This is a genomic window from Sinomonas sp. ASV322 (genome assembly GCF_030908245.1).
Lineage (GTDB): Bacteria > Actinomycetota > Actinomycetes > Actinomycetales > Micrococcaceae > Sinomonas.
This window is the reverse complement of the sequence record NZ_JAVFJJ010000002.1, coordinates 58496-83379: the sequence shown is the minus strand read 5'-3', so window position 1 is coordinate 83379 and position 24884 is coordinate 58496. Positions and strand designations below refer to the sequence as shown.

At 67.9% G+C, this 24884-nt stretch carries 23 protein-coding genes; 10 read left to right on the top strand and 13 right to left on the bottom strand.

Annotated features, from left to right (window positions below; translation table 11 throughout):
- Window positions 1–128: 128 nt before the first annotated feature.
- The gene (locus RBS12_RS03115) at window positions 129–1730 is read right to left on the bottom strand and encodes an iron ABC transporter permease (RefSeq protein ID WP_307964604.1); all 1602 of its coding nucleotides are present in this window, start codon (window positions 1728–1730) and stop codon (window positions 129–131) included.
- Window positions 1727–2812, bottom strand: coding sequence for an extracellular solute-binding protein (locus RBS12_RS03110; protein ID WP_307964603.1), 1086 nt, complete (start codon window positions 2810–2812; stop codon window positions 1727–1729). Before RBS12_RS03110 ends, RBS12_RS03115 begins: the two co-directional genes overlap by 4 nt.
- Window positions 2813–3054: 242 nt before the next feature.
- Here RBS12_RS03110 and RBS12_RS03105 point away from each other — a divergent pair, with 242 nt between their 5' ends.
- On the top strand, window positions 3055–4647 hold the full coding sequence (locus RBS12_RS03105) for a multicopper oxidase family protein (protein ID WP_307964602.1): 1593 nt from the start codon (window positions 3055–3057) through the stop codon (window positions 4645–4647).
- Window positions 4648–4660: 13 nt separating this feature from the next.
- On the opposite strand, the gene merB is transcribed toward RBS12_RS03105, so the two are convergent.
- Window positions 4661–5344 carry an organomercurial lyase gene (gene merB, locus RBS12_RS03100; RefSeq protein WP_307964601.1) on the bottom strand — a complete coding sequence of 228 codons (684 nt, stop codon included), beginning with the start codon at window positions 5342–5344 and terminating at the stop codon, window positions 4661–4663.
- Window positions 5345–5600: 256 nt separating this feature from the next.
- On the opposite strand from merB, the gene RBS12_RS03095 reads away from it, so the two are divergent.
- From RBS12_RS03095 to RBS12_RS03085, 3 genes are all read left to right on the top strand, one after another.
- On the top strand, window positions 5601–7913 hold the full coding sequence (locus RBS12_RS03095) for an FdhF/YdeP family oxidoreductase (protein ID WP_307964600.1): 2313 nt from the start codon (window positions 5601–5603) through the stop codon (window positions 7911–7913).
- A gap of 227 nt (window positions 7914–8140) precedes the next feature.
- The gene (locus RBS12_RS03090; RefSeq protein WP_307964599.1) at window positions 8141–8344 is read left to right on the top strand and encodes a hypothetical protein; all 204 of its coding nucleotides are present in this window, start codon (window positions 8141–8143) and stop codon (window positions 8342–8344) included.
- Window positions 8345–8353: 9 nt separating this feature from the next.
- On the top strand, window positions 8354–8602 hold the full coding sequence (locus RBS12_RS03085; RefSeq protein WP_307964598.1) for a hypothetical protein: 249 nt from the start codon (window positions 8354–8356) through the stop codon (window positions 8600–8602).
- Between the two features lie 115 nt (window positions 8603–8717).
- Here RBS12_RS03085 and RBS12_RS03080 read toward each other — a convergent pair whose 3' ends face one another.
- From RBS12_RS03080 to RBS12_RS03060, 5 genes are all read right to left on the bottom strand, one after another.
- On the bottom strand, window positions 8718–8948 hold the full coding sequence (locus tag RBS12_RS03080) for a hypothetical protein (RefSeq protein ID WP_307964597.1): 231 nt from the start codon (window positions 8946–8948) through the stop codon (window positions 8718–8720).
- Window positions 8949–9020: 72 nt separating this feature from the next.
- Window positions 9021–10031, bottom strand: coding sequence for a sugar ABC transporter substrate-binding protein (locus tag RBS12_RS03075; RefSeq protein ID WP_307964912.1), 1011 nt, complete (start codon window positions 10029–10031; stop codon window positions 9021–9023).
- Window positions 10032–10087: 56 nt separating this feature from the next.
- A complete protein-coding gene (locus tag RBS12_RS03070) occupies window positions 10088–11122 on the bottom strand; it encodes an ABC transporter permease (protein WP_307964596.1) in 1035 nt (344 codons plus the stop codon).
- Window positions 11123–11124: 2 nt separating this feature from the next.
- Window positions 11125–12624: a sugar ABC transporter ATP-binding protein gene (locus tag RBS12_RS03065; RefSeq protein ID WP_307964595.1), complete on the bottom strand. Its 1500-nt coding sequence runs from the start codon at window positions 12622–12624 to the stop codon at window positions 11125–11127.
- The gene (locus tag RBS12_RS03060; protein WP_373886466.1) at window positions 12621–13682 is read right to left on the bottom strand and encodes an NAD(P)-dependent alcohol dehydrogenase; all 1062 of its coding nucleotides are present in this window, start codon (window positions 13680–13682) and stop codon (window positions 12621–12623) included. Before RBS12_RS03060 ends, RBS12_RS03065 begins: the two co-directional genes overlap by 4 nt.
- 265 nt (window positions 13683–13947) lie before the next feature.
- Between RBS12_RS03060 and RBS12_RS03055 the strand changes: the two genes are divergently transcribed.
- A complete protein-coding gene (locus tag RBS12_RS03055; protein WP_307964593.1) occupies window positions 13948–14895 on the top strand; it encodes a sugar-binding domain-containing protein in 948 nt (315 codons plus the stop codon).
- A 32-nt stretch (window positions 14896–14927) separates the two neighbouring features.
- On the opposite strand, the gene RBS12_RS03050 is transcribed toward RBS12_RS03055, so the two are convergent.
- From RBS12_RS03050 to RBS12_RS03030, 5 genes are all read right to left on the bottom strand, one after another.
- Entirely contained in the window at window positions 14928–16481 is a 1554-nt protein-coding gene (locus RBS12_RS03050; RefSeq protein WP_307964592.1) for a sugar ABC transporter ATP-binding protein, read from the bottom strand.
- Window positions 16482–16525: 44 nt separating this feature from the next.
- Entirely contained in the window at window positions 16526–17530 is a 1005-nt protein-coding gene (locus tag RBS12_RS03045; RefSeq protein ID WP_307964591.1) for a substrate-binding domain-containing protein, read from the bottom strand.
- 24 nt (window positions 17531–17554) lie between these two features.
- Entirely contained in the window at window positions 17555–18586 is a 1032-nt protein-coding gene (locus tag RBS12_RS03040) for an ABC transporter permease (protein ID WP_307964590.1), read from the bottom strand.
- Window positions 18587–18624: 38 nt separating this feature from the next.
- Window positions 18625–19278, bottom strand: coding sequence for an SIS domain-containing protein (locus RBS12_RS03035; protein ID WP_307964589.1), 654 nt, complete (start codon window positions 19276–19278; stop codon window positions 18625–18627).
- A gap of 267 nt (window positions 19279–19545) precedes the next feature.
- Entirely contained in the window at window positions 19546–20484 is a 939-nt protein-coding gene (locus tag RBS12_RS03030; protein WP_307964588.1) for a sugar-binding domain-containing protein, read from the bottom strand.
- 197 nt (window positions 20485–20681) lie between these two features.
- On the opposite strand from RBS12_RS03030, the gene xylB reads away from it, so the two are divergent.
- The 5 genes from xylB to RBS12_RS03005 all read left to right on the top strand — a co-directional run bounded on the left by xylB (window position 20682) and on the right by RBS12_RS03005 (window position 24870).
- Window positions 20682–22148 carry a xylulokinase gene (xylB, locus tag RBS12_RS03025; protein ID WP_307964587.1) on the top strand — a complete coding sequence of 489 codons (1467 nt, stop codon included), beginning with the start codon at window positions 20682–20684 and terminating at the stop codon, window positions 22146–22148.
- Window positions 22142–22780: a hypothetical protein gene (locus tag RBS12_RS03020; RefSeq protein WP_307964586.1), complete on the top strand. Its 639-nt coding sequence runs from the start codon at window positions 22142–22144 to the stop codon at window positions 22778–22780. The genes xylB and RBS12_RS03020 overlap by 7 nt, the downstream gene beginning before the upstream one ends.
- A gap of 17 nt (window positions 22781–22797) precedes the next feature.
- On the top strand, window positions 22798–23346 hold the full coding sequence (locus tag RBS12_RS03015) for an SIS domain-containing protein (RefSeq protein WP_307964585.1): 549 nt from the start codon (window positions 22798–22800) through the stop codon (window positions 23344–23346).
- A 6-nt stretch (window positions 23347–23352) separates the two neighbouring features.
- Window positions 23353–23640: a hypothetical protein gene (locus tag RBS12_RS03010; RefSeq protein WP_307964584.1), complete on the top strand. Its 288-nt coding sequence runs from the start codon at window positions 23353–23355 to the stop codon at window positions 23638–23640.
- Between the two features lie 213 nt (window positions 23641–23853).
- Entirely contained in the window at window positions 23854–24870 is a 1017-nt protein-coding gene (locus tag RBS12_RS03005; RefSeq protein WP_307964583.1) for an ABC transporter permease, read from the top strand.
- Window positions 24871–24884 lie beyond the last annotated feature (14 nt).

Here is a 24884-nt window from a genome sequence, read left to right as displayed (position 1 = left end):
GTAGAGCTGGGCGCGCATCTCTCGCCAAGTTCGGTGATCTCCGGGCCTGCCCCGTACGGGAGTGCGGCTATGGGAGGGGGAAATGGCGCACTCCTTCCTTGCTGTTTCGCCACGCACCCGGGTCGCGCTCATCGGGCGGCGCCTCTGGCCCCGCCCGCAGGGTTCAGCGTGCGGGCGGTCAGGAGAAGAACCGCGGGGATGGACAGTGCGGTCATCACCGCGGCGTACGGGGCGGCCGCTCCCCAGGCCAGATTCGTCGTGTAGGTCCAGAACTGGGTGGCCAGGGTCCCTGCGCCGGTGGGCCTGAGCAGGAGCGTGGCGGTGAGCTCAGTGCTCGCCGTCAGGGCGACCATCGTGAATGCAGCTCCCAGTCCCGGCAGGACCAACGGCAGGGTGACCCGCGTCAGGACGGCGAACGGACCCTTGCCCAAGGACTGGGCCGCTTCTTCCGCGCTATGGGGGACATGGGAGAGGGACGACCGGACCGCCGTGAGGGCGAGCGAGAAGAACAGTACGACATACGCGACGACGAGCATGGGCGGCTGCTGGTACAGGGGCTGGGCCCAGCGGATGGCGAAGAAGACCAGCGCGAGTGCCACCGCGATGCCGGGCAGGGCCCGGGTGAGGTACGCGGCGCGCTCGATGCCACGGGCAAGGCCGGTGTCCCGGCGCCACGCGTACAGGGCAACGGGGACGGCCGCCGCAGTGGCCACCGCGGCCGCGGCGAGGGCGTAGCCGAGGGTGGAGGCGGTGAGCCCCCAGAGCGAGGCAGAGGGCAGCGTGGTGGAGCTGCCCCGCACGAGCCAGTAGGCGAGCGCGTAGACCGGCACGCCCAGGGTGACCGCCACGATGGCGGACAGCCACACCACGGCGGGCAGGGCGGCCCGGCCGAGCGGGACGGGGGAGGCGGGCCGTGCGGTGGCTCCCTCGCGGACCACGCGGCGGCGCTTGGCCACTTGGCTCTCGAGCAGCAGGACCAGCAGTGCGAGCGCGACGAGGACGATCGTGAGCATCCCGGCGGAGGCAGTGTCGAATGCGGTGTTGAACTGGGTGTAGATGGCGGTGGCGAACGTCGTGAAGCGCAGCATCGCGAACGCGCCATACTCGCCGAGCAGGTAGAGCGAGACGAGCAGCGCTCCGCCCGCGAGGGCGGGCCGGGTCATCGGCAAGGTCACCCGCCAGAGCGTCGACCAGGGGCCTCGGCCCAGGCTGGCCGCCGCCTCTTCTGCTGACGCGTCGGTGCGCCGCAGCACGGCCGCGACCGGCAGGAACACCAGCGGGTACAGCGAGGAGGACTCCACGAGCACCGCGCCCCACAGGCCCTGTACGGAGGGGAAGAGGGAGACCCAGCAGTAGCCGTGCACGAACTCCGGCACGGCCAGGGGCATGGCCAAGAGCACCGTCCATGCCCGCCGCCCGGGAAGGCTTGTGCGCTCCACGAGCCAGGCCGCGGAGAATCCGACCACGAGGGTGATCACGGTGACCGCGGCGGCGAGGGTGACGGTGTTCCACAGCAGCGTGGCCATCAAGGGTCGGCCCAGCAGCCGCTGTGCGGGCCCCCATCCGGATTGCGCGGACTGCAGGGCCACGAAGACGAGCGGGCAGGCGACGACGACGGCGACGAGTCCCGCCGTGAGCGGCAGCACCGACCGGGCCAGAAACGCCCGAAGGGCCTGCCACCGGATCCCCGGCAGCAGGCCCCGCTCCAGCAGGAGGCGCGGTGGGCTCACGAGAGCAGGCCGACGCTCTGCATCAGCTGGATGGCTTCCGTGCCGTCCCCGAGATCGGCGGCCGGCACCACGGGCCCGGCATCCTTGAGTGCCTTGGCGATGCGGGTGTCCTGAACGCCGTCGAGCAGCGGGTACTCGTAGCTCGTCGACGTGGCGATGATCTGCTGGGCTGGCTTGCTCACCAGGTAGGCGAGGAATGCCTGTGCGGCGTCCTGGTGCTTGCTCGACGCCAGTACCGCCGCGCCCGAGACATCCACGAGGGCACCCGGGTCCGAGGTTTTGAAGTAGCCGAGCGCGCTGTGAATGCCGGAAGCCCCCTGCTCGTCGCGCAGTCGGTACCAGTAGTAGCTGTCGACCACACCGCCGGCGACCTCGCCGCGGTTCACCGCGGCAACCAGGTCCTCGTTGTTGTCGTAGACCTTGCCGTTGGCCTTGAGCCCGTCGAGCCATGCCTTGGCGCCGTCGGAGCCGAGCTCCTTGATCACCCGTGTCACGATCGGGGTGAAATCGGTCTCGCTCGGGGCGAGCCCGAGACGGCCCTTCCATGCCGAGCCCGAGAGGTCCTTGACCGACGTCGGGGCCTGTGCCGCGCTCACCTTGTCCGTGTTGTACACGAACAGGGCCTGACGCGCGGAGACGCCGACCCAGTCGCCCTTCGCCGAGCTGTCACCGGCGGGGACAGCTGAAAGGGAGCCCGAATCGACCTTGGCCAGAAGGCCCTTGTTCTCAAGCGTCGTCAGCGCCGGCGGATTCTCCGCGAAGTAGACGTCCGCCGGAGTCGCGGCACCTTCCTGGAGGATCTGGTTCGCGAGCTCTGCCTCGTCGCCCGAGCGCACGTTGACCTTCACGCCGGTCTGCTTCTCGAAATCCGCGACGAGGGCGCTCACGGTCTGCTCATGCTGGCCGCTGTAGAGCGTGATCGACTGTCCCGCGATCGAGGGCTTGGGCGTGGACGACGACGGCGGGTTCGATTGAGCGGACGACGGCGCCTGAGTGCTGCACGCGGCGAGCGAGAGGGCAGCGATCGCGGCGCCGAGCACGGCAACGGCTCGACGGCGCGGTCGAAGGATGGGGACAACCACGGAGGGCCTCCTGGGGGAAGGGGGCGAACAGGGGGACGGAGCGCCCGGGGGGAGCGGGCGCCGCACTGAGGGAAGCCTAAGCTCACCGCATTAGCGAATCCAAGTCTTGCGTAATTTTGGGACCGAATTGCGTAAGAGAAACCTTGCATTATCCTGTGCGGTGGACGTGGTTCGCCTCGGTCCGCGTTGCCCGCCGCACCCCTTACCGCCCGCCGCACCCCCTACCGCCTTGGAGCACCCCCATGCGCGCAGAATCCCCCCTCGCCCGCCGCCGACCCCGGGCTAGCCGACGCCTCCGAATCGCCCTTGCCGCGGCCGCGGCGGCCGGCCTCGTCACCGCGGGGGCCATCGCCGCCGTCGCCACGCCGCACAGCACCCCGACCACGGCCCAGCAGGAGCAGGGCATGACCCCGGGCGCCCCGCTCGCGGAGCCCGCCGTCGCCAACGCCGGCCCTGACGGGATGGAGATCACCCTCGACGCGGCCAAGACCCGCTTCACGGTCTCCGGCAAGGACGTCTGGGGCGAGTCCTACGCCGGCACGCTCGTCGCCCCGACCCTGCAGCTCCAGCCGGGCGCGACGACATCGATCACCCTCCACAACCGGCTCCCCGTAGCGACCAATCTCCACTTTCACGGCCTCCATACCTCCCCCGAGGGCAGCGCGGACAACCCCTTCGTGTGCATCCCGCCCGGGGCGTCCTACACCTACAGGCTCCAGATCCCCACGAGTCAGCAGCAGGGCACGTTCTGGTACCACAGCCACGCCATGGGGACCACGTGCCCCGCGCCGATGAACGGCAGCGGCGGGCATATGGCCTCGATGCCCTCGTCGTCCTTCAGCCCGGGCGACGTCGAAAACCAGATCTTCGCGGGGCTCTCCGGCGCGCTCATCGTCGGCGACAGCCGGGCTTCGCTGCCCGCCGCGCTTCGCGACATCCCGGTGCACACGATCGTGCTCAAGGACGTCCAGATCGACACGGCAGGCAAGATCGTGCAGAACACCACCGCGACCTCGATCGATTCGAACGCGGACACGGTCCGGCTCGTCAATGGCCAGCTCAAGCCCGTCCTGTCCATGCGACCCGGCGAGACCCAGCTGTGGCGGTTCGCCAACGTCGGCGCGGACATCTTCTACCGCCTTCAGCTCGACGGCTACCGCTTCACCGTCCTCGCCGAGGACGGCAACGAGTACCCAGCCGCGGCCGAGGCGGCCGAGCTGCTCGTGCCCCCGGGCAAGCGCTTCGACGTCCTTGTCACCGCGGGAGCCGCCAAGGGGACGACGGCGCTGCGCACCCTCGCGTACAGCAACGGGCCCCAGGGCGACTCCTACCCGGACGCCGAGCTCATGAAGGTCGACGTCTCGGGAACCTCCGCGGCCGCGGCTCCGCTCCCCGCCGGCGCGGCGCTGGCCGGTGCCCCGGGCGACCTCACGTCGTCAGCCGTTGCGCAGCACCGCACCCTCGCCCTCTCGGAGGACGCGAGCGGCACGGCCTTCTATATCAACGGCCGCCAGTTCAGCATGGACCAGTCCACCTTCGGCCTCGCCGCCAAGCTCGGCACTGTGGAGGAATGGACGATCCTGAACTCCGCCGGCGAGGATCATCCCTTCCACATGCACACCAACGCCTTCCAGGTCATGAGCGTCAACGGAACGGCCCCGGCATTCCCGCACCGCCTGGACACCGTCGTCGTTCCTCACGCCGTCAACGGCGTCCCCGGCAAGGTTGTCATCCGCCAGGCGTTTGCCGATTACCCCGGCAAGTGGATGTTCCACTGCCACATCGCCGCCCATGAAGACAACGGCATGATGGGCTATATCCAAGTCGTCGCCTGATCCGCGGGGGCGGCTAGTTCTCCTCGAGAACCAGGGACCCATTGCCCCAGAACTCGCCCGTGAGCCCGACGCCGCGGAAGTAGGCGGCGGCCTCGGCTGGCTCCCGGCGCCGATAGCCGCGCTCAAGGCGACCCGAGTACCACTTCGAAGCGAGCTTCCACAGGGTTTCAAGGCTGAACACGGCACCCTTCGTGTGCCCGAACGCCCTCACCCAGTCATCGACGCAGTCTTCGCTGCAGAAGATGCGCTGGTTCTCACACGTGTGGATGACGTTGTCCCACACATGGGCCATGGGCACGAGAAAATGCGCCACTTGGCCTCCCGCGGGGGCGTGGTCGCGGTTGACGTTCCACGCGTGCGCTGTGCCGCACGCCGGACAGGTCGTCGCGACGAGCGCAGGTGAGCCGTCATCGACCAAGTGCGGAATGGCGAAAGAATCCCACGCACACCCACCCCACCACAGCGTGTGGACGCCTTTGACCGAGAATCCGAAGTCGCGAGTGGCGAACGGGTGGGCCAATTCGATAAAGCCGTTGTGGTCCGGCACGATGTGACGCGCACGGGCCAGCTCGCGAAATGCCTGATCGGCTTCCTCGTCGGTGACGCCGAGTTCCGCGGCAATCTGATGGCTCGCGGCGACTCGGCCTTCCTCCGCAAGCTGCCTGTAGAGGCGTAGACGCAGGGCCTCAACATCCATTTCGAGTCTCCTTCGCGGTGACAGCCGTCTGGATGGCGCGAGCGGAGAGCGATCCACCAGCTTCACGATCCGCCGGCCGGGCCGGCCGAGGTCAGTGTATCCGGCGCGATGTGCACGCGCTCTGGCACAGAGAAGAGGCCTCACGGAGGTCGGCGAGGGCTGGCAGCCTCCCACGACGTGGCATAGCCTGCAGGTGGGTCGCGCCCGGTCGAGAGCGCGCCGAGATTCCTACGTGTGACCGAGGAAGGCGGACCCCATGACTGCTTCTGAGAACGAGCGGGCCGAACTCGAGCCCGAGGTCGGGGCGTCGTCGGGCGGGGCGCCCGAGTTCCGCCCGTATCATCATCCGGCCGCGGGCTGGGGCGCGGCGATGAGCGTGAGCAAGGTCCTCCTGCGGGAGAGGGCCTTCCTCGACGGGCCGCGCGCGATCGTGCGGATGAACCATGAGAACGGCGGCTTCGACTGCCCGGGCTGCGCGTGGCCGGACGATATGAAGGGCCTACACCTCGACATCTGCGAGAACGGCATCAAGCACGTCACGTGGGAGATGACCCCCAAGCGGGCTGGGCGCGAGTTCTTCGCGGCTCACACCGTGACTGAGCTCGCCGCATGGAGCGACTTCGCGCTCGAGAACGAGGGCCGCCTGACAGAGCCCATGGTCTACGATGCCGCGACCGACCACTACGTCCCCATCACGTGGCCGGACGCGTTCGAACTCATCGGCCGGAGCCTGCGGGAGCTCGAGAGCCCGAACCAGGCCTCGTTCTACACCTCGGGCCGCCTCGGCAACGAGGCCACGTTCCTGTACCAGCTCATGGCCCGCGAGCTCGGCACCAACAACCTCCCGGACTGCTCCAACATGTGCCACGAGGCGAGCGGCCGCGCGCTCACGGCCTCGCTCGGAACCGGCAAGGGCACTGTGGATCTCAAGGATTGGGAAGAGACGGACGCGCTCTTCATCATGGGCGTCAACGCGGCGTCGAACGCTCCCCGCATGCTCACAGCGCTGCAGAAGGCGTACCGGCGCGGCGCCCAGATCGTCCACGTGAACCCTCTTGTGGAAGCAGCCGCGACGCGCACGATCGTTCCCCACGACGTCGTGGACATGGCCCTCTTCCACACGACCAAGACGAGCACGCTCAACCTCCAGCCGCGCATCGGCGGCGACCTGGCGTTCCTGCGGGGCATCGCGAAGGCCGTCTTCGAGCGGGCCGAGTCGGACCCCAAGGCCCTCGACCGCGAGTTCATCGAGCGGCACACCGCGGGCTTCGAGGAGTACCGCGCGCTGTGCGAGGGCACGCCGTGGGAAGAGCTCGAGCGCCAGTCGGGGCTCACGCGCGCGCAGATCCTCGACGCCGCGCGGGTCTACTGCGAGGCGGATCGGAGCATCTTCAGCTGGTGCCTCGGCGTGACGCAGCACGAGCACGGGGTCGATACGGTCCGCGAGATCGTCAACGTGCTCCTGCTCCGCGGGAACCTCGGGCGCGAGGGCGCGGGGCCCTCGCCCGTGCGCGGCCACAGCAACGTCCAGGGGAACCGGACGTGCGGGATCGACCACCGGCCGTCGGAGGCCTTTATTGAGCGGCTCGGCGCGGTGTGCGGCTTCGAGCCGCCGCGCGTGCACGGGATGGACACGGTCAGGACGATCGAGGCGATGCGGCGCGGGGACGTCAAGGTCTTCATCGGAATGGGCGGCAACTTCGCCCTCGCCGCGCCGGACACGCCCTACACGTATGAGGCGCTCGAGAACTGCGAGCTCACGGTCCACGTGAGCACAAAGCTCAACCGGAGCCACATCGTGCACGGACGCCAGGCGCTCATCCTCCCGTGCCTCGGCCGCACCGAGAAGGACCACCAGAAGGCCGGCGTGCAGGCCACCTCGGTCGAGGACTCGATGAGCATGGTCCACCTCTCGGTCGGGATGAAGCGCCCGGCCTCGCCGCAGCTGCTCTCCGAACCGGCGATCGTCGCCGGCATCGCGCGCGCGGCCCTCCCCGAGAGCCCGACGCGCTGGGAATGGTACGTCGAGGACTACGACCGGATCCGGGACACGATGGCGCAGGTGCTCGACGGCTTCGAGGACTTCAACCGCCGCGTGCGCCTGCCGCTCGGCTTCCGCATCAAGCAGCCCGCCCGGGAGCTCGTCTTCCTGACCCCCTCGGGACGCGCGGAGTTCTCAGCAGCGCCGCTCCCCGACGTCGTCCCCGCTCCCGGGACGCTCGCGCTCGGCACGATGCGCTCCCACGACCAGTGGAACACGACCATCTACTCCGACAACGACCGCTACCGGGGCATCAAGAACCTCCGCACGCTCGTGTTCATGAACCGCGAGGACATGGCCGAGCGCGGCCTCGGCGAGTTCGACCCCGTGGACATCACGAGCTTCGCCCGGGACGGCTCGACCCGCTCGCTCGCGGGCTACCTCGCCGTCCCGTACAACATCCCGCCCGGGTCCGCCGCGGGCTACATGCCCGAGATGAACGTCCTGTGCGCGATCGGCGACTTCAGCGCGCAGAGCGACCAGCCCATCATGAAGCACGTCAAGGTCACGATCACGAAGGCTCCCTGAGCACGGCGCGGGGGCACCGGGGCTGGACCCGCCAGGGGAGCGGACGACGGCGGGGCCCTCGATTTCGAGGCGCCCTCGCCGTTCGCTTCACTGGGCCTAGGCCTAGGCCTAGGCCTAGGCAGGGCACGGGCTTGTTGCGGAAAATGTCAAGGGCGCCTTGACGATTGAGGCTGTCAAGGTATCCTTGACGTGTGGAGATCAGGGGGGGGGCGGCTCGCAAGCATGGTGTGAGCGATGCCGACATCCTGCATGGGTGGGAGCATGCACTCCGTATCGTCGAATACGAATATGACGGCGAGACCCGGCTGCTTGTCATCGGGCCGGACTCGTCGGGGCGGCTGCTAGAGCTCGTTGCGGTGCCATCGGACGAGCCGACGCGAATCATCCACGCTGATCATCTGCGCGCGAAATTCTACGACTACCTGAGGTGAGGTGAACCGATGACGAAGATCAAGAGCAGGCACAAAGACGAGACGGGGCTCGACGTTGTCAGCCCGACGACCCACCCCGCACGCGAGGCGGTCAACTTCCGTAGGATCATCGCGGCCCGAAAGGGAGTCGAGAAGGCCGATGCCGAACTGCGGGCCGCGGTGAAGGCCGCCCGCGAAGAGGGCGATTCGTGGGCAATTATCGGGGCTGCTCTCGACATTTCGCGGCAAGCTGCGCAACAGCGGTTCGGGCGCGACTGACCTCTGGCCGTTGGCGAGCGCCCTCGCCGAGGAAAGACGGGTTCTGGCGGAGAGGACGCCCTCAGCGCGTCTTATTGGCCACAACCCGTCTTCGCGCCGGGCGTGCCGCGCGGAATCAGCTCTCGGCGTCGGTCGGGGCGGAGTCGGCCATGAGGTAGATGGCGTATTCGCGGAACTCGAGGATGCGCCGCTCGCCGACGCTGTCGACGGCCCAGAACAGCTCCATCGGCTCGTGCATGTCGATGACTCGCCCACGGAAATGCACGACGTCCCCGACCTTGGCTTGGACTTCGTTCCCCGTGACGAGTTCGCGGCATGAGTGCACGCGGGACGCGCTCTGTGGCATAGGGAAGGCTCCTAGGGAAAGGGAAGGCGGGCATCCCCCAGACAATAGGGATGCCCGCCAGCGGATCCTCGGTCAGCTCTTGATGAGGCCCGCGTCCTTGTACAGCTTCACGTACTGATCGGCCGAGTCCTTCGTGATGAGCGGGTTGCCGATGTCCACGTTGACGTTCTTCTCCTTGCCGGTCAGGAGATCGTGCACGGCCTTCATGTTGAGCTGTGCGAGCTCCTTCGCGTTCTGGAGCGCCGTGGCGGTCATCTTGCCGCTCTGGACGAGCAGGGTGGCCTCGGGAGTTCCGTCGACGCCGAACGAGAGGATGTTCGCGAACCCAGCCTTGCCCTTGACAGCCTCGAGGGCGCCGGCCGCCATGTTGTCGTTCATCGAGACAATCGCGTCGATCTTGGGGTGGGCGAGCGACCAGTCCTCCATGAGCTTGAGCGCTTCGTCCTTGTTCCAGTTCGCCGGGTTCTGCGCCACGATCTTGACGTCGGTGCGCTTCGCGAAGAAGATCTCGTCCCACGCCTTGCGCCGCTGATCGCTGTGGAAGTTGCCCGGAGGGCCCATCAGCACGACGACGTTCGCGCCCTGCGGGATCTTGTCGAGGGCGTACTTCGCCACGACGCCGCCCTGGTCGTACGGCTTCGCGTCGACCGAGTTCGAACCGTCGATGTTCTTGACGCGGGGATTCGTCGTGATGGTGATGATCCCCTTCTTGACCGACTCTTCGATGTACGGGCGCTGCGCCTCGCCGTTGTTGGCCTGGATGATGATGGCGTCGTAGCCGTTGGCGATCGCGTTCTCGATGAGCTTGTTCTCGACCTCGTCGTCGGCCTGGCCGTCGAAGACCTCGAGCCCGATGTCCTTGTAGTTCGTGGCCGCCTCGGTCTTCATCTCGTTGGCGAGCCAGGCAGCGAACGAGTCGGCCTGGGCCCGCGCGATGTAGGCGACCCGGTAATGGTCCTTCGGGGCTCGGGAACCGCCGGACTGCGCGGACGAGGGGTTGCCGACTGTCACCGAGCAGCCGGCCAGGGAGACGGCGGCTGCAGCTGCGCCGAACAGTACGACGCGGCGGGTGGGCATGGGCATGGTCACTGAAACTCCTTTGTTGTGGGGGGAACGGTGGTGCGAGGAACTGGGCCGGGTCATGGCGCTGAGCTCGTCTTCGCCGTTGCCGGCTCTGGGCTGGCCGCGCCACCGGACGGCCGCTTGCCGCCGTCGGCCTTGAGGATCACGGTCTTGGCCTTGCCGCGCTTGCTCCAGACGTCGTACGCGACGGCACCGGCAATGATGGCGCCCATGACGATCTGCTGGACGTACGAGCCGACGCCGGTGAGGTTCATGATGTTGCCGAGCACGCCGACGATGAGCGCGCCGGCAAGGGTTCCCGCCGTCGTGCCGATGCCGCCGGAGAAGCTCGTGCCGCCGATGATCGGCGCCGTGATGGCCTGAAGCTCATAGCCGACGCCCGCGTTGGGGAGGCCAGCGTTGACGCGGGACATGAACAGGACGCCCGCGAGGCCCACGAGGGCGCCGTTGACGATGTACGCCTGGTACTTCACGTTGAGCACCGCGATGCCCGCGGCACGCGACGCCTCCTCGTTGCCGCCCACGGCGTAGACCGACCGGCCGTAGCGCGTCTGCGTCATGAGGTACCAGATCGCGACCGTGACGACGATGAGGAACAGCGTCGGAATCGGCAGCAGGCCGATGGTCCCCTGCCCGAAGAGCACGAAGTCGCCGAGCTGGAGGATGTTCTGGCCGTTGGTGAGTTGGAGCACGGCACCGCGGGCGGCCAGCATCATGCCGAGCGTGACGATGAACGCCGGCGTCTTGAGCGTTGCGACGAAGAATGCGTTGGCGAGGTTGCAGACGACGCCGATGACGATGCCGACGACGAGCGCCACGAGGAGGTTGCCGGTGCTCTTGAACGTCATGACGGACACGACGCCCGCGAGGGCCATGACCGACCCCGCGGAGAGGTCGATCATGCCGCCGATGATGAGGGTCATCGCGCCGTAGGCGAGGATCGTGATGACCGCGACCTGCCGCAGCACGTTGAAGAGGTTGTCGGCGCTCGTGAAGTTGGGGCTCAGGAAGCTCGCGACGATGAACACCACCGCGAGGATGATGAAAATGGAGTATCTGCCCCACTCGACGGACTTCAGCTTGGACAGCATTGTCATGCCACCTCGATCTCATTCATGGCGTATTTGAGGATGGTTTCTTGGGAGAATTGGCCCCGTTTCAGCTCGGCTGTCACGCGGCCCGCAGACATCACGTAGATGCGGTCGCACATTCCGATCAGCTCGGGGAGCTCGGAGGAGATCATGAGGATTCCGCGGCCCTGGCGCGCGAGATCGGTCATGATCTTGTAGATCTCGAACTTGGCCCCGATGTCGATGCCGCGCGTCGGCTCGTCGAGCAGCATGACCTTCGGCTCCGCGATGAGCCATCGCGCGAGCAGCACCTTCTGCTGGTTGCCGCCGGAGAGGGACTCGATCTTCGTCTCGGTGCTCGGCGCCTTGACGTTCATCTTCTTGAAGTACTCGCGGACGAGCTTCTCTTCCTTGCGCCCGCGCGAGCGCCCGCCGTAGACGACCTTCTTGAGGCTCGCGAGTGTCGCGTTCTTCTTGATGCTGAGCTTCGGGATGATGCCGACGAGGCGCCGGTCCTCGGAGAGCATGACGACGCCCTCGGCGAGTGCCTTCTTCGGGTCTGTGAGCTTGACCGGCCTTCCTTCGACCTCGACATCCCCCGCGTTGAGCGGATCGAGGCCGAAGACGGCGCGGATGACCTCGCTGCGCCCGGCTCCGATCAGCCCGGCGAGGCCCACGATCTCGCCTCCCTTGATCTCGAAGCTGACGTCCTCGAACATGTGCTCCGCGGCCAGTCCAGTGGCCTTGAACACCGTCTCGCCGATCTCGACGGTCTCCTTCGGGTACTGCTGGTGATCGAGATCGCGTCCGACCATCTGGGCGATGACCTGGGCCGAGGTGATCTCCGACGCCGCCTGAGTGCTGACGACCGTGCCATCCCGCAGGACGGAGATGTCGTCGGCAAGCTCGAAGACCTCGTCCATCTTGTGAGAGATGTAGATGACCGATTTGCCGGCGGCCCGCAGCGCGCGGATCTTGGCGAAGAGCGACTCGACTTCCTTGTGGGCGATGGCGGAGGTCGGCTCGTCCATGATGAGCACGTCCGCGCTGTGGTAGACGGCGCGGAGGATCTCGAGCATCTGGATCTCAGAGACCGTGAGGCTGCCGAGCCGCCGATTCACCGAGTAGCTGAGGCCCTCCTCGCGCAGGATCCGGCTCGCCTCCTTCCGGATGTAGCGCCAGTCGACCCGGCCGAACTTCTGGGGCAGGCGGCCGACGAAGAAGTTCTCGGCGATCGTCATCTCGGGGACGTAGTTCAGCTCCTGGGCGATCATCGCGATCCCATGGGCTCGGGCCTCGATCGGGTTCCTGATCTTCATCTCCTGGCCCTTCACGAGGACGGACCCGGTATCGGGGTGATAGATCCCGTTGATGATCTTCATGAGGGTCGACTTGCCGGCGCCGTTCTCGCCGCAGAGCGCATGGACGGTGCCCGGGCGGACGTCGAACGAGACGTTGTCGAGGGCCTTCACACCGGGGAACGACTTGGAGATGCCCCGCACGGAGAGCAGGGTTTCGGTCATGACGCGCCCCCCGCCACGAGTGCTTCCCCGCGGGCGGCCGCCGCGGGGTCGTCGACCCGGCGCACTCCGGGCAGGACGATCCGCTTGAGGCTGTTGACCGCACCCTCTCCGGTGAGGGCCTCCTCGACCTGCTCGATCCCGTAGACGTGCGTGACGAGCGAGTCGAGCTCGACCTTGCCGGACTGGAGGAGCTCGCGGGCGATCGGCCACGTGTTCGTGTAGCGGAACGTGCCCGTGACGTTGAGCTCGCGCATCGCGACCTCGGGGACCGAGAGCGGGATGACGTCCGCGCTCCCGACGAGCACGACCGTGCCGCCCGAGCGGACGGAGCGGATGCCGTTGAGGATCGCCGGCGTCGCACCTGTCGCGTCGATGAACACGTGGGCCCTGAGGCCTTCGGTCGATTCCGTCATCGGATCGACGACCCGGGCACCATACTTGGCCGCCAATTCGCGACGCTCGGCGCTGATGTCGGCGACGACGACGTCCGCCGCCCCGAATCCGCGCGCGGCCTGCGCGGCGATGACGCCGATTGGCCCACCGCCGGCGATGAGCACGGTGTCCCCGACCTTGATGCCGCCCTTCTGCGCGGCCGCGATGCCGACCGAGAGCGGCTCCATGAGGGCGGCCGCGTGATCGCTGATCGAGTCCGGCACGTCGAAGGCGAAGTCGTCCTGGATCGTGACGTACTCACAGAACGCGCCGTCGATCGGGGGAGTCGCGTAGAACTCCATCTTGGGGCACAGGTTGTAGGCGCCCTCGCGGCAGTACTCGCACGTTCGGCACGGTCGCTGGGGCTCGACGGCCACGCGATGGCCGACGCGGGCGGGATCGACGTCTGCGCCGACGGCGATGATGACCCCGCTGAGCTCGTGCCCCAGGATGAGCGGCGCCTCGACGACGTAAGGGCCGATCCGCCCATGCTCGTAGTAGTGCACATCCGAGCCGCATACCCCCACGCTGCTGACCTTGATGAGCACCTCGTCAGGGGCGCACTGCGGCACGGGACGCTCTTCGAGCGCCACGTCGTGGACCGCTCGCAGGACGCTGGCGGTCATCACAGAAGGGATCTCTGTCATCTTCCTGTTCTTCCTCTCATGGCGTCGCCGCCCGGGGCAGCGACTGGTTGCTGCCGCGAGGTGGGTATGGCACGTGTCGTGGCGCGCCTCGGGGATCCGGTCTCCTCGACGAGCCCGACGGCGGCGCGCGTCGCTCATATGAGCAATTTGCTGGCCTAAAGATGTATGTTTGAGCTTAGCTTTGTGTTTCGGCCAGGAGTCAGGTGGGTCACATATGTCACAGAATCGTGATTTTGGCGCTCATATGAGCGATCTCGATAGAGCGGCCGACGACGAGCGGGGCCTCTTGGCCGCCGTCGCCCGGGCCTACTATCTCGAGGACATCTCGCGCATCGACATCGCGGAGAAGCTGGGGATCTCCCGCTTCAAGGTCGCGCGTCTGCTGGCGCGCGCCCGCCAGGAGCAGATCGTCACGATCACGATCAACGATGCCGGGCTCCCCGACGCGCCGCTCGGCGAACGGCTGAGGGAGACGCTCGGCCTCGCCGCGTGCCACGTCGTCAGGTCACACGGGGAACCGAACAATGTCCGCCGGCAGATCGGCGCGGCGGCCGCGCGGCTGCTCAGTGCGACCCTCCGGCCGTCCGAGGTGCTTGGTGTCACGTGGGGTCGCACGCTCAAGGCCACGACGAGCCAGCTCGAGCATCTGCCGAGGCTGTCCGTCGTCCAGCTCACGGGATTCGTGGCAGGCGACCTCTCGTCGTCGCCCCTCGAAGTCGTCAGGGATGCTTCGAAGCGCTCGGGAGGAGACATCTATCCCATGTTCGCGCCGCTGTACGTGCAGGATCGTGCGACGGCGGAAGGGCTCCGCCGTCATCCGGACATCCGCGCTGCGATGGATCTCTATCCCTCGATCACCACGGCCCTTTTGTCGATCGGAAGCTGGTCGCCGACAGACACGACCGTCCGCGACGTCCTCGACCTCGAGGACCTGAGCCGCGCGATCGCGGGAGGGTGCGTTGCGGACGTCGCGGGCACGCTCATCGGGGAGGACGGCGAGCTCGTCGATCCGGAGCTTCAGGAGCGGTGCATCGCGATCCCCTACGAACAGCTCAAGAAGGTGCCCCGGATCGTGGCCGTCGCCGGCGGTGCCGCAAAGGCCGCCGCGATCCGAGCCGCGGCCCGCGCGGGGCTCGTCACGGAACTGGTCACGGATCACGAGCTCGCCCTCGCGGTACTTGCGCTGGCATGAGTCCGGGCGGCAGCCCTCAGCGGCACGCATCGTCAGGCCGATTCTTTCGTCTCGGCCCATGCGAGCTCGCGGAGCTCGGCCGGCGTGATCCCGCTGCGGGGGTAGGCCACGCCGTCGCAGGACCCGTGCCGGAAGACGACGATGGTGTCGGCGAGCATCGTGAGCTCCTCCTCTTCGGACGAGACGACGATGACGGCGACGTTCTGCTCGCGTGCGAGCTTCTTGACGATGCGGTGGATCTCGCGTTTGGCCCCGATGTCGACGCCCTTGGTCGGCTCGTCGAGGAGCAGGAGCTTGGGGCCCTGGAGCGTGGCCCGCGCGAAGAGCGCCTTCTGCTGGTTGCCGCCCGAGAGCGATGTGATGGGGTTGCTGATGTCGCCGCGGATTGTCACCTGGGACAGGATCTCGCGGGCGCTGCCGCGCAGGGCCTTCCAGTTGAGGATGCCGGATTTCATGTAACGCCCCAGGACCGGAAGCACGGCGTTGTCGACGGACGACATCTGCGGGATGAAGCCGTCGGACTTGCGCTCCTCGGAGAGGAACGCGACGCCGCTCGCGATGGCGTCGGACGGCTGCTTGGGCGCGTACGGGCGCCCGAGGAGAGACAGGCTGCCGTGCGCCACAGGCTCGGCGCCGTAGACCGTCCGGAGGAACCGCGAGCGTCCCGCGCCGATGAGCCCGTAGATGCCGAGAACCTCGCCCGCATGGACGTCGAGGGTCACGCCCGCGAGGCCGTTGCCGCTGAGATGCTCGGCAGCGAGGACGACGTCGCCGAACCTGTCCTCGCGCTTCGCCTCGTCCATGACCTCGAGATCCTCGACGGACAGCTCGGCGTGGGAGAACAGGCTGTCGTCGACCGTCGCATGGTCGCCGACGATGGCATCGATGACCTTGAGCCGATCGACGGTGTCTGCTGGGCTGTCGAGGACGATGCGGCCGTTGGAGAGGCCGACGATGTGGTCGGCGATCGCGAACACTTCGTCGAGCTTGTGGTCGACGAGGAGGACGCCGAGGCCGCGCTCCGCCGTGAGCCGACGGATGATGTCGAGGAGGTTCTCGACCTGCTCCTGCTCGAGGGCCGTCGTCGGCTCATCGAGGAGCAGGTACTTGGCATTGCGATTGATGCCGCGGACCACCTCGAGCAGCTGGCGCTGCGCGACCGGAAGCCGGCTGACGAGGTCGGTACCCCGAGCGGGGATGCCGTACTCCTTGCACAGCTCGTCGGCCCTGCGGTTCATCTCCTTGCGGTTCAGCAGCGGGCCGGTCGTCTCTTCCGTGCCGAGGAAGAGGTTCTCGGCCACGGTGAGCTCGCCGATGAGGCTTAGCTCCTGGTAGACGCAGGCAATGCCGACGGCCGTCGCGTCGGCCGGGGACAGGAACTGGTCGGCCGCGCCGTCCACGACAATCGAGCCCGTGTCCGGCACCTCGGCGCCGGAAAGCGCACGCAGGAGCGTGGACTTCCCGGCACCGTTGTGCCCGATGAGGGCGACCACGCGGCCCGGTTCGATGGCGAGGCTGACGTCGGTGAGCGCCTTGGTCTGTCCGTACGTCTTCGAAATGCTGGTCACCATGAGTCCTGCGGCCACGGTGGTCTCCCTTCTAGCTTCGGTCTGGCTTCAGCTGGTCAGCGTCAGCCGACTTCGCCCTTGCCTGGCGTCTGGCCGTTGACGAAGACCTTGAGCGGCTGCAGGACCTCCTTGTCGACGGTCTGGCCGCCGAGGTACTTCTTGAGGTTCTGGAGCGCGATCTTCGCGTAGTCGGCGGGCTCCTGGGCGGCGCAGGCGGCGTAGGTGCTTGTGAGCGTCGTATCGGCCGCGCAGAAGGCGTACACCTTGACCTTGTCGGACTTGCTCTGCTGCTTGACCGCCTGGAGCGCGCCCACGGCGTGCGGGCCGGCGTCGGCGAAGAGGACGTTGATGTCCGGGTGGCCCTGGAGCAGGTCGCCCGCGACCTGGAGGCTCACGCTCGGGTCGATCTTGCCGTTGACCGTCTGGACGACCTTCGCGCTCGAGTTCTTCGAAATGGCGTCCGTGAAGCCCTTGTCGCGCTGGTTGGTCGGGATCTGGTCCGGGTCGCCGATGATTCCGGCGACGATTTTCGCGGTGTCGCCGAGGTCCTTGAGAACCTGCTGGCCCATCTGGGTGCCGCCGGCCGTCTGATCCGCGCCGACGTACTGGATGAACGACGCGTTCTGGGTCTTGAGGTCATCGGGGGAGATGATGACGTTGACCGTGAACACGGGGATCCCGGCGGCGTTGAGTGCCTTGACGCTTGCGGCGCCCGGGCCCGAGTTCACCGCGTTGAGGACGACCGCGCACACGCCCTGCTGGATGAACGAATCGATCTGCGAGAGCTGGGTCGAGTCGCTGTCGTTGGCGATCGCGACCTTGACGTCGAACCCGAGACTCGCGCCGTTGGTCTTGAAGCTGTCCTGCATCGAGACGTAGTAGGGGTTGACGGTGTTCGGAAGCGCGACGCCGACGGTCGGCTTGTCCTTGCTGCAGCCCGCGGGGAGCTTGGCGCTGCCTCCGGATGCGGCCGGCGCGTTTTCGGTCGCCGGATTCGAGCATGCCGTCAGCCCGAGGGCGAGCATGCCCACGGCGAGGGCGGCGCCGAGAGGGTACCGGATCTTCATTGATTTTCCTTTCAGGGGTAGCGCTCAGCGGCGCTGTTGTGCGGAGAGGGAAGTCGAGGGGGAGCCAGAGGCTGCGGGTCCGGAGGGTGTAGCCCCGGTCGAGCGGCGGAGGATCGGCTTGCCGGCCCGGTACCGCCGCAGGGTGTCGAACGAGACGCCGACGAGGATGATGAGGCCGATGACAAGCGACTGCCAGTAGCTCTGGACGTTGAGCACGTTCATGCCGTTGGAGACGACGGCGATGAGGACGGCGCCGATCATCGCCCCGAGGACGCTGCCGGTCCCGCCGAAGAGCGAGATGCCGCCGACGACGGCCGCGGCGATCGAGTAGAACAGCTCGTTGCCCGTTCCGGTCGAGGGGAAGCCGACCATGAGGCGCGATGTCGCGATAAGTCCGCCCATTCCGCCGCAGAAGCCGCTCACGGCGTACACGAGGACCGTGGTGCGGGCCAGGTTCACGCCCGAGAGTCGGGCCGCGGCCTTGTTGCCGCCGTATGCGTAGACGTGCACGCCGGGCCGCGTCATCTTGAGGAACAGGGCGGCGAGGACGGCGGCGATCGCGAGGAGGAGCACGGGGAGCGGGATGCCTGCGATGCGGCCCTGGCCGATCCATGAGAAGCCCGGGTCCTTGACGGCGACGGAGTTGGCGCCCGTGATGATCAGCGGGATCGCGAGGGCGACGCCCTGTGTCGAGAACGTCACGATGAACGGGGGGATCCGAAGGTAGTGGATGAGCAGGCCGTTCGCGACTCCCAGGAGGGTTCCGACGGCGACCGCGAGCACCGCTGCGGCAGGCCACGGCAGCCCGGCCTGCATGAACAGGGCGCCGACGACTCCGGTCATCGCGACGTTCGCACCCGTGGACAGGTCGATGCCGCCCGTGAGCAGCACGAAGGTCTGGCCGAGCGCGAGGAACGCGATGACGGTGCCGTTGACAAGGAGCACGAGGCCGTTGTCCAGCGTGCGGAACGTCGGCGACATAATGCTGAGCACCGCCGCCACGACGATGAGGACGGCGAAGATCCCGGTTTCTTCCGGAAGGCGCCACTTCTTCATGTGAACCTCTCTGTTTTCGATGGGGTGTGCGTGCGGCGTCAGCCGGCGGTGGTCAGGTTGGGGATGTCGAGCGGTTCGACCGGTTCGGGGAGTTTCGCGAGCCGGCCTACGGCGCCGCCGGGATGCGTGTAGTGCACCTTCGTCCAGCTGTACTGCCGGGCCCGCATGAGGACGAGGGCCAGAGCGTCGAGCCACGCGCTGTGCGCGAGGGTGCTTCCCATGGCGATGAGACCGCCCGGATCGGCCGCCGGGAAGGGGCGGAGCAGAATGGGGATGTCTGCGAGCTGCGCGAGCCGCGACCCCGGCGTGGAGGTGAGGGCGACGACGTCGACGCCTTCGCCCTGCACTCGCTCGACCAGATCGTTGACCTCGGCGCTGTTCCCGCCCTTCGAGAGCGCGATCATCACATCGTCTGCGCGGAGCGCACCCATTGAGCCGTGGAGTCCGTCGGTGGGGTTGAGGAAGAAGGCCGGCGTTCCGGACACAGACAGCAGGTGGGCTGCGCGTCGGGCGATGAAGCCGCTCGTTCCTGCCCCCGTGACGACAACCTTCCCGGTGCAGTTCAAAATGAGGGACGCGGTCTTCACGAAGGACTCGTCGACCTGCTCGGCGATATCCAAAACGGCCGAGCCTTCCGCCGTGATGAACGAGCGTGCGGCCTCGACGACGGCGTGGGCCTGCGGTGTGCTCATCGTTGAACCTTCCTTCTGTGCTGTGGCTTCGGCCACAGCTCAAGTATTGGAACGGCTCAGCTCAGATGACAAGCGATACTCTCAAATGAGCGTATCGCTCAAATGAGTAAGGGCCTCGCAGCGCTCCAGTCCGCTTCTGGGCCGGTGACACGGGAGGACGGCGCGGCACGCCGGGGCAAGGACTGATTGGGAATCAACAAGTGGATGGGAGCGCGGCGCGCGTGCCGTGACGAGAGTCAGGGCTGGCGCACGAAGCCGAGGCTGGGCTCAGGGCAGGCGCGTGAGGGCCCGGGCGAGTGATCGGTCGGTCACGAGGGTTGTGCCCAGCCCGGCGTGGATCGCCGAGCGGATGGCGTTCGCCTTGTTGGCTCCTGCTGCGACGAGGATCAGCTCGGGAATCTGCCGCAGACCCTCGTAGTCGAGTGCCGTCGTCCTGTCGTCGATGTCGGTGACGACGGAGCCGTCCTTGCGGATGAGGGTCGCCAGGATCTCGGCGGCGACGCCGCGGCGCATGAGCATCTCGCGCACCGCGGGGTCGAGCGCTTCCCGCATCTGGGACTCGGGCGGATCCCAGCTGCCCACGGCGACCGCCCCGATCGTGATCGACTTGAAGAGGCGCATCGCGGACTCGACGCCGGGCTGGTTCCGAAGCCCCGCGGCCGTAGCGGCGTCGCGCACCACGAGCGGAACGAAGAGGGGGTAGGCTCGCCCGCCGCCGATCTCGCTCACGCGGCGCACGAGCTCGAGCGAGTTCTCCGTCACGGAGCCGGCCATGCCGCCCAGCTGGACGACCGGGCACGGCGCCAAATGAGTGAGCTCGGTGGCCATCGCGCTCATCGTGCGTCCCCATCCGATGCCGAGCACGTCCTTGTCGGTCACGAGATCGCTCAGGACACTTGCCGCCGCCGCGCCCACGCGGCGACGCAGGCGTGCGGGATCCGACTCGTCCTCGGGCGCATCGACGACGATGACCTGGCGGTACCCGAATCGCTTGCGAACCATCTCCGAGAGCTCGATGTTCTGGGCCAGGGGGGCCGTGATCGTGAAGCGCACGATCTTCTCGGCAACCGCGATCTCGAGGAGGCGCGCGACCCTGAAACGCGAGATCCCCAGGTCGGCGGCGATCTTCACCTTGGAATCGCCGTCGACGTAGTAGCGCTGTGCCACCGTCGCGGCCAAAATGCCTTCACCGGAGCTGACGGGCATGGCCATCCCTTCTGTCGGGTCACAGCAAAGATACCCGACTAGGGACTCAAATGAGCGATCAGCTCAAATGAGTTCATCCATTGCCATTTGAGCCAATTTTCTCGAATACTTGAGGTGTGGCCGGAGTCACTCGCCCCCACGCTGGGGCTCGAGTGTTCGGGCGCTGACGCTCCTCCTCCCGATCGAAAGGACCTCCCGTGCCGTTGATCGCTGGCGTCGACTCCTCGACGCAGTCGACCAAGGTCGTCCTCTGCGACGCCGATACCGGTGCAGTCGTCGGCTCCGGGTCAGCCCCGCATCCGCGCACCTCGCCGCCCGTGAGCGAGCAGGATCCGGCCGCGTGGTGGGACGCGACCGTGGGGGCCTGGTTCAGAGCCCTCGAGGACGCGAGCGCCCATGCGACCGACGTGCGGGCCATCTCCATCGCCGCTCAGTGCCACGGTCTCGTGGCGCTCGACGCCTTCGACGCCGTCATCCGCCCCGCGAAGCTGTGGAACGACACCACGACGGCGCCGGAGATGGAGGCGCTCCGCCATGCGATGCCAGCGGACGAGTGGGCCCACCGCACGGGTTCGGTCCCGACCGCGGCGTTCACCGTCTCCAAGCTGTTCTGGCTCAAATCGCATGAGCCGGAGAACTTCAACCGGCTGGCCCACGTGCTCCTCCCGCACGACTGGCTCACGTTCCGCCTGACCGGCCGCTACGCGACGGATCGCTCCGAAGCCAGCGGCACGGGCTACTACAACTCCGACCTCGCGCGCTACGACCACGAGATCCTCGCCCTCATCGACGAGACCGTGCGGTGGCAGGACATGGTGCCCACCGTGCTCGGCCCGTCGGAGCCGGTCGGAGCCGTCTCGAAGGCAGCCATGGAGGCCCTCGGCGTCCGCCCGAACACGGTTGTGGGCCCGGGCGCGGGAGACCAGCATGCGAGCGCGCTCGGACTGGGCGTGCACACGGGCGACCGCGTGCTCTCGCTCGGCACGTCCGGCGTCCTCTACACCGTGAGCGAGACTCCCGTCCACGACGAGCAGGGGATCGTCGACGGCGTCGCCGACGCCGCCGGCGGCTACCTCCCGCTCGTCTCGACGCTCAACGCGGCGCTCGTGACGGACGCCTTCGCCCGCATCCTCGGCGTCGACCACACAGAGCTTGCCCGCCTCGCGCTCGCCGCGCCGGCCGACGGCGTCCCGGTCCTCGCCGCGTTCCTCGACGGCGAGCGGAAGCCCGACCTGCCGCGCGCCACGGGCACGCTCACGGGGATCCGCACCGACGTGAGTCGGGAGCAGATCGCCCGCGCCGCCGTCGAAGGCGTCATCTTCGGCCTCAAGCGCGGCAGCGATCACCTTGACCGCGTCGGAGCGCCTTCCGGCGGGCGGATCGTCCTCACGGGCGGCGGGGCGCGCTCGGACGCCTACCGTCAGCTGACCGCGGACGCGTTCGACGCCGTGGTCCATACCTCGGCGAGCGTCGAATCGGTGGCCGTGGGCGCGGCCATGCAGGCCGCGGCGTGCCTCGACGGCACGGATGTCCGCGACGTCCGCGACGCGTGGGCGCCAATTCCCGAGGCCGTTGCCTCGCCGAAGGATCCGGAAGGAAGCCGCCGCGCCTACGAGCGCTACTGCGTCGCGGCCGACTGGCGCGGATCGGACCGCACGTGGTGAACACAGCCCTCGAAGACTGCGCCCGCGATGCGGGCATCGTCCTCTCCGGCAGCGTCATCGCGGTCCCTCGCGCTCGCAGGGCAGCCCTCGTCGAGCGGCTCCTCGCCGGGCGGCACTGGGTGCATGCGGACGTCATCGCCGGCTCCTACCTGGGGCAGGAGGGGGTCCTCGCAGGCGAGATCCCGGCGTTGGCCGCCGCGGCCGGGCCCCGGCTCGACATCCACCTCATGGTCGACGAGCTCAAGGCAGCCATCGACGCGCTCCCCCGGGGAATCGGCCGGGTCACCATCCAGTGCCCCCCAGGCGGCGAACTCGGGGATCTCGTCGATCAGGCGCGAGGCAAGGCGCCGTCCGTCTGGATCGCACTCGACGATCCCTCTCCGACGACCGTCGCGCGCGCCCTGGCAGCGGAAGCCGACGGGATTCTCGCCATGCTGACGCCCCCCGGGCAGCCAGGGTACGCGGCGGACTTGGGAAGGCTCGGCCGGATCAGGGGCGCCATCGGCGCGCGTGTTCCTCTGGGCGTCGACGGCGGGGTCAACGAAGCCCTTATCGAGCAGCTCAAGGCCGCCGGCGTCGTCTATGCGGTGGCAGGCCGCGCCCTCGTGAACGCAGTGACCGAAGTTCCATGACCGAAGGAGTTCGCGCGATGAATGCGCAGTTCGATGCAGTGACCACGGCGTGGAACGTCGTGGGAACCGAAGTCGCCCAGGCCCTCAACGGGATCGATCCCGCCGCCTTCCAAGCGTTCTGCGGCCTCTTCGAAGACCGCAGCCGCCGGTGGTTCTTCAGCGGCCAGGGGCGGTCGGGGCTCGTCGCGGAGATGGCGGCGATGCGGTTCATGCATTACGGGTTCGAGACCCACGTCCTCGGCGAGTCCACCGCTCCCTCGGTCCGTTCGGGCGACGGCCTGCTTCTCGTGTCCAATTCCGGCAAGACCCCCGTGACCTCGTCCTTCGCGCGGATTGCGCGCGCGGAAGGCGCGACGATCGCCGTCGTGACGTCCAACGCCGCAAGCCCGCTCGCGGAGGCGGCGGATGCGGCGATCGAGCTGCGATCGCAGGGGTCTGGGCAGTTCGCCGGGAGCCTGTTCGAGCAGGGGGCGCTCCTGCTCCTCGACGCCGTCGTGCTTGACATCACGGGTGGCGATCCCGCCACCTATGCGCGCATGGCCGCACGACACACCAACATGCAGTGAGTCCCCATGTCTCTCGTTGACCTCCCGCCGCCCGCCGTGGCCGACGACGTCGCGTGGCCAGAGGGGGAAAGGGCCGCGCGCTGCCTCGAACGCTCCCGGGAGCACGCCGGGGAAGCCGCTGGCCTGCTGAATCTGGCCGACGCGCTCACGAGGGCCGCGAGGGCCCGGCGCGAGGTCCCGGACGCCGTCGCACTCGAGGAGCTTCGCGAGCGCGCCCGCGGTCATTTGGCGACGGCAGACCAATGGCGACGGCTCTCGTGTCTAGCGGCCCAGTTCGAGGTCGCCGTCGATTGAGCGGGCAAGCTCGCCCAGCGCGTTGGCTCCGCGAACCCCGCGGCGACGACACGCCGTCGTCATCCGCAAAGTGATCTGGAATGCCAGATCACTTTGCCGTCGGCGCGAAAGTCAGCGCAAGACTGTGATTTACATCGCTTTGGTGATGCTCTACTCTCTGAATGGCATACCAAATCCCTTTCTGGGATCAGTCGTCAATGAAGGGTTCACCGAGTGAGCGAGCCATCCGTGTCCGTGCTTGAGGCTTCCGCCGAGGCGACGGCACCTCCGCCCGCGCCCGCGGGAGGGCGATCGCTCGTCGCCACCGCGTGGCTGCGCATTCGGCGAAGCAAGATCGCGATGCTGAGCCTGGCCGTCGTCGTGGCGATTGTCCTCTTCGCGATCCTCGCCCCGTGGCTCACGGCCCTTTCGGGGAACAATCCGTTCACCTCGAACACGAGCCCTGAGGTCCTCGACGACCTCGAGACTCCCGGCCTGCCGCTGCCGGGCTACATGTTCCCGTCGGCGCAGCACTGGCTCGGCGTCGAGCCGGCCCTCGGCCGAGACCTCTTCTCACGGCTCGCGTACGGGGCGCAGGTGTCGCTGACCATCGCGCTCCTCTCCACCGCCGTGTCGGTCGTGCTCGGCACCGTGATCGGTGCGGCGGCCGGCTACTTCGGCGGACGAGTGGACGCGGTCATCAGCCGGATCATGGACCTATTCCTGGCGTTCCCCCACCTGCTCCTCGTTCTGTCCCTCACGCCGATCCTCCAATCCAGGCTGCGCGGGACGCCGCTGGGCGAGGGCAGCTTCCTGCCCATGGCATCGCTTGTGATCATCCTCGGGTTCTTCGGCTGGGCTTATTTGGCCCGCATCGTGCGCGGACAGGTTCTGAGCCTCCGCGAACGCGAGTTCGTCGAGGCCGCGAGGGCTTTCGGGGCATCCCACGCGAGCATCCTGTTCCGCCAGATCATCCCGAATGTCATGGGCGTCGTCCTCGTCTACGCGACCATGCTGATCCCCACCAACATCTCCGCCGAGGCCGCGCTGTCCTTCCTCGGGGTGGGGGTCAAGGACCCGACCCCCTCGTGGGGCCAGATGCTCAACGCGGCCCAGGCCGGCAACTGGTACCTGAGCGACCCGTGGTTCCTCGCCGTGCCGGGCATCATGCTCGCCGTCACGGTGCTCGCCTTCAACCTGCTCGGCGATGCCGTCCGCGACGCCCTTGACCCCAAGGCCGCGCGGGGCTGACTTCCCTTCCCATC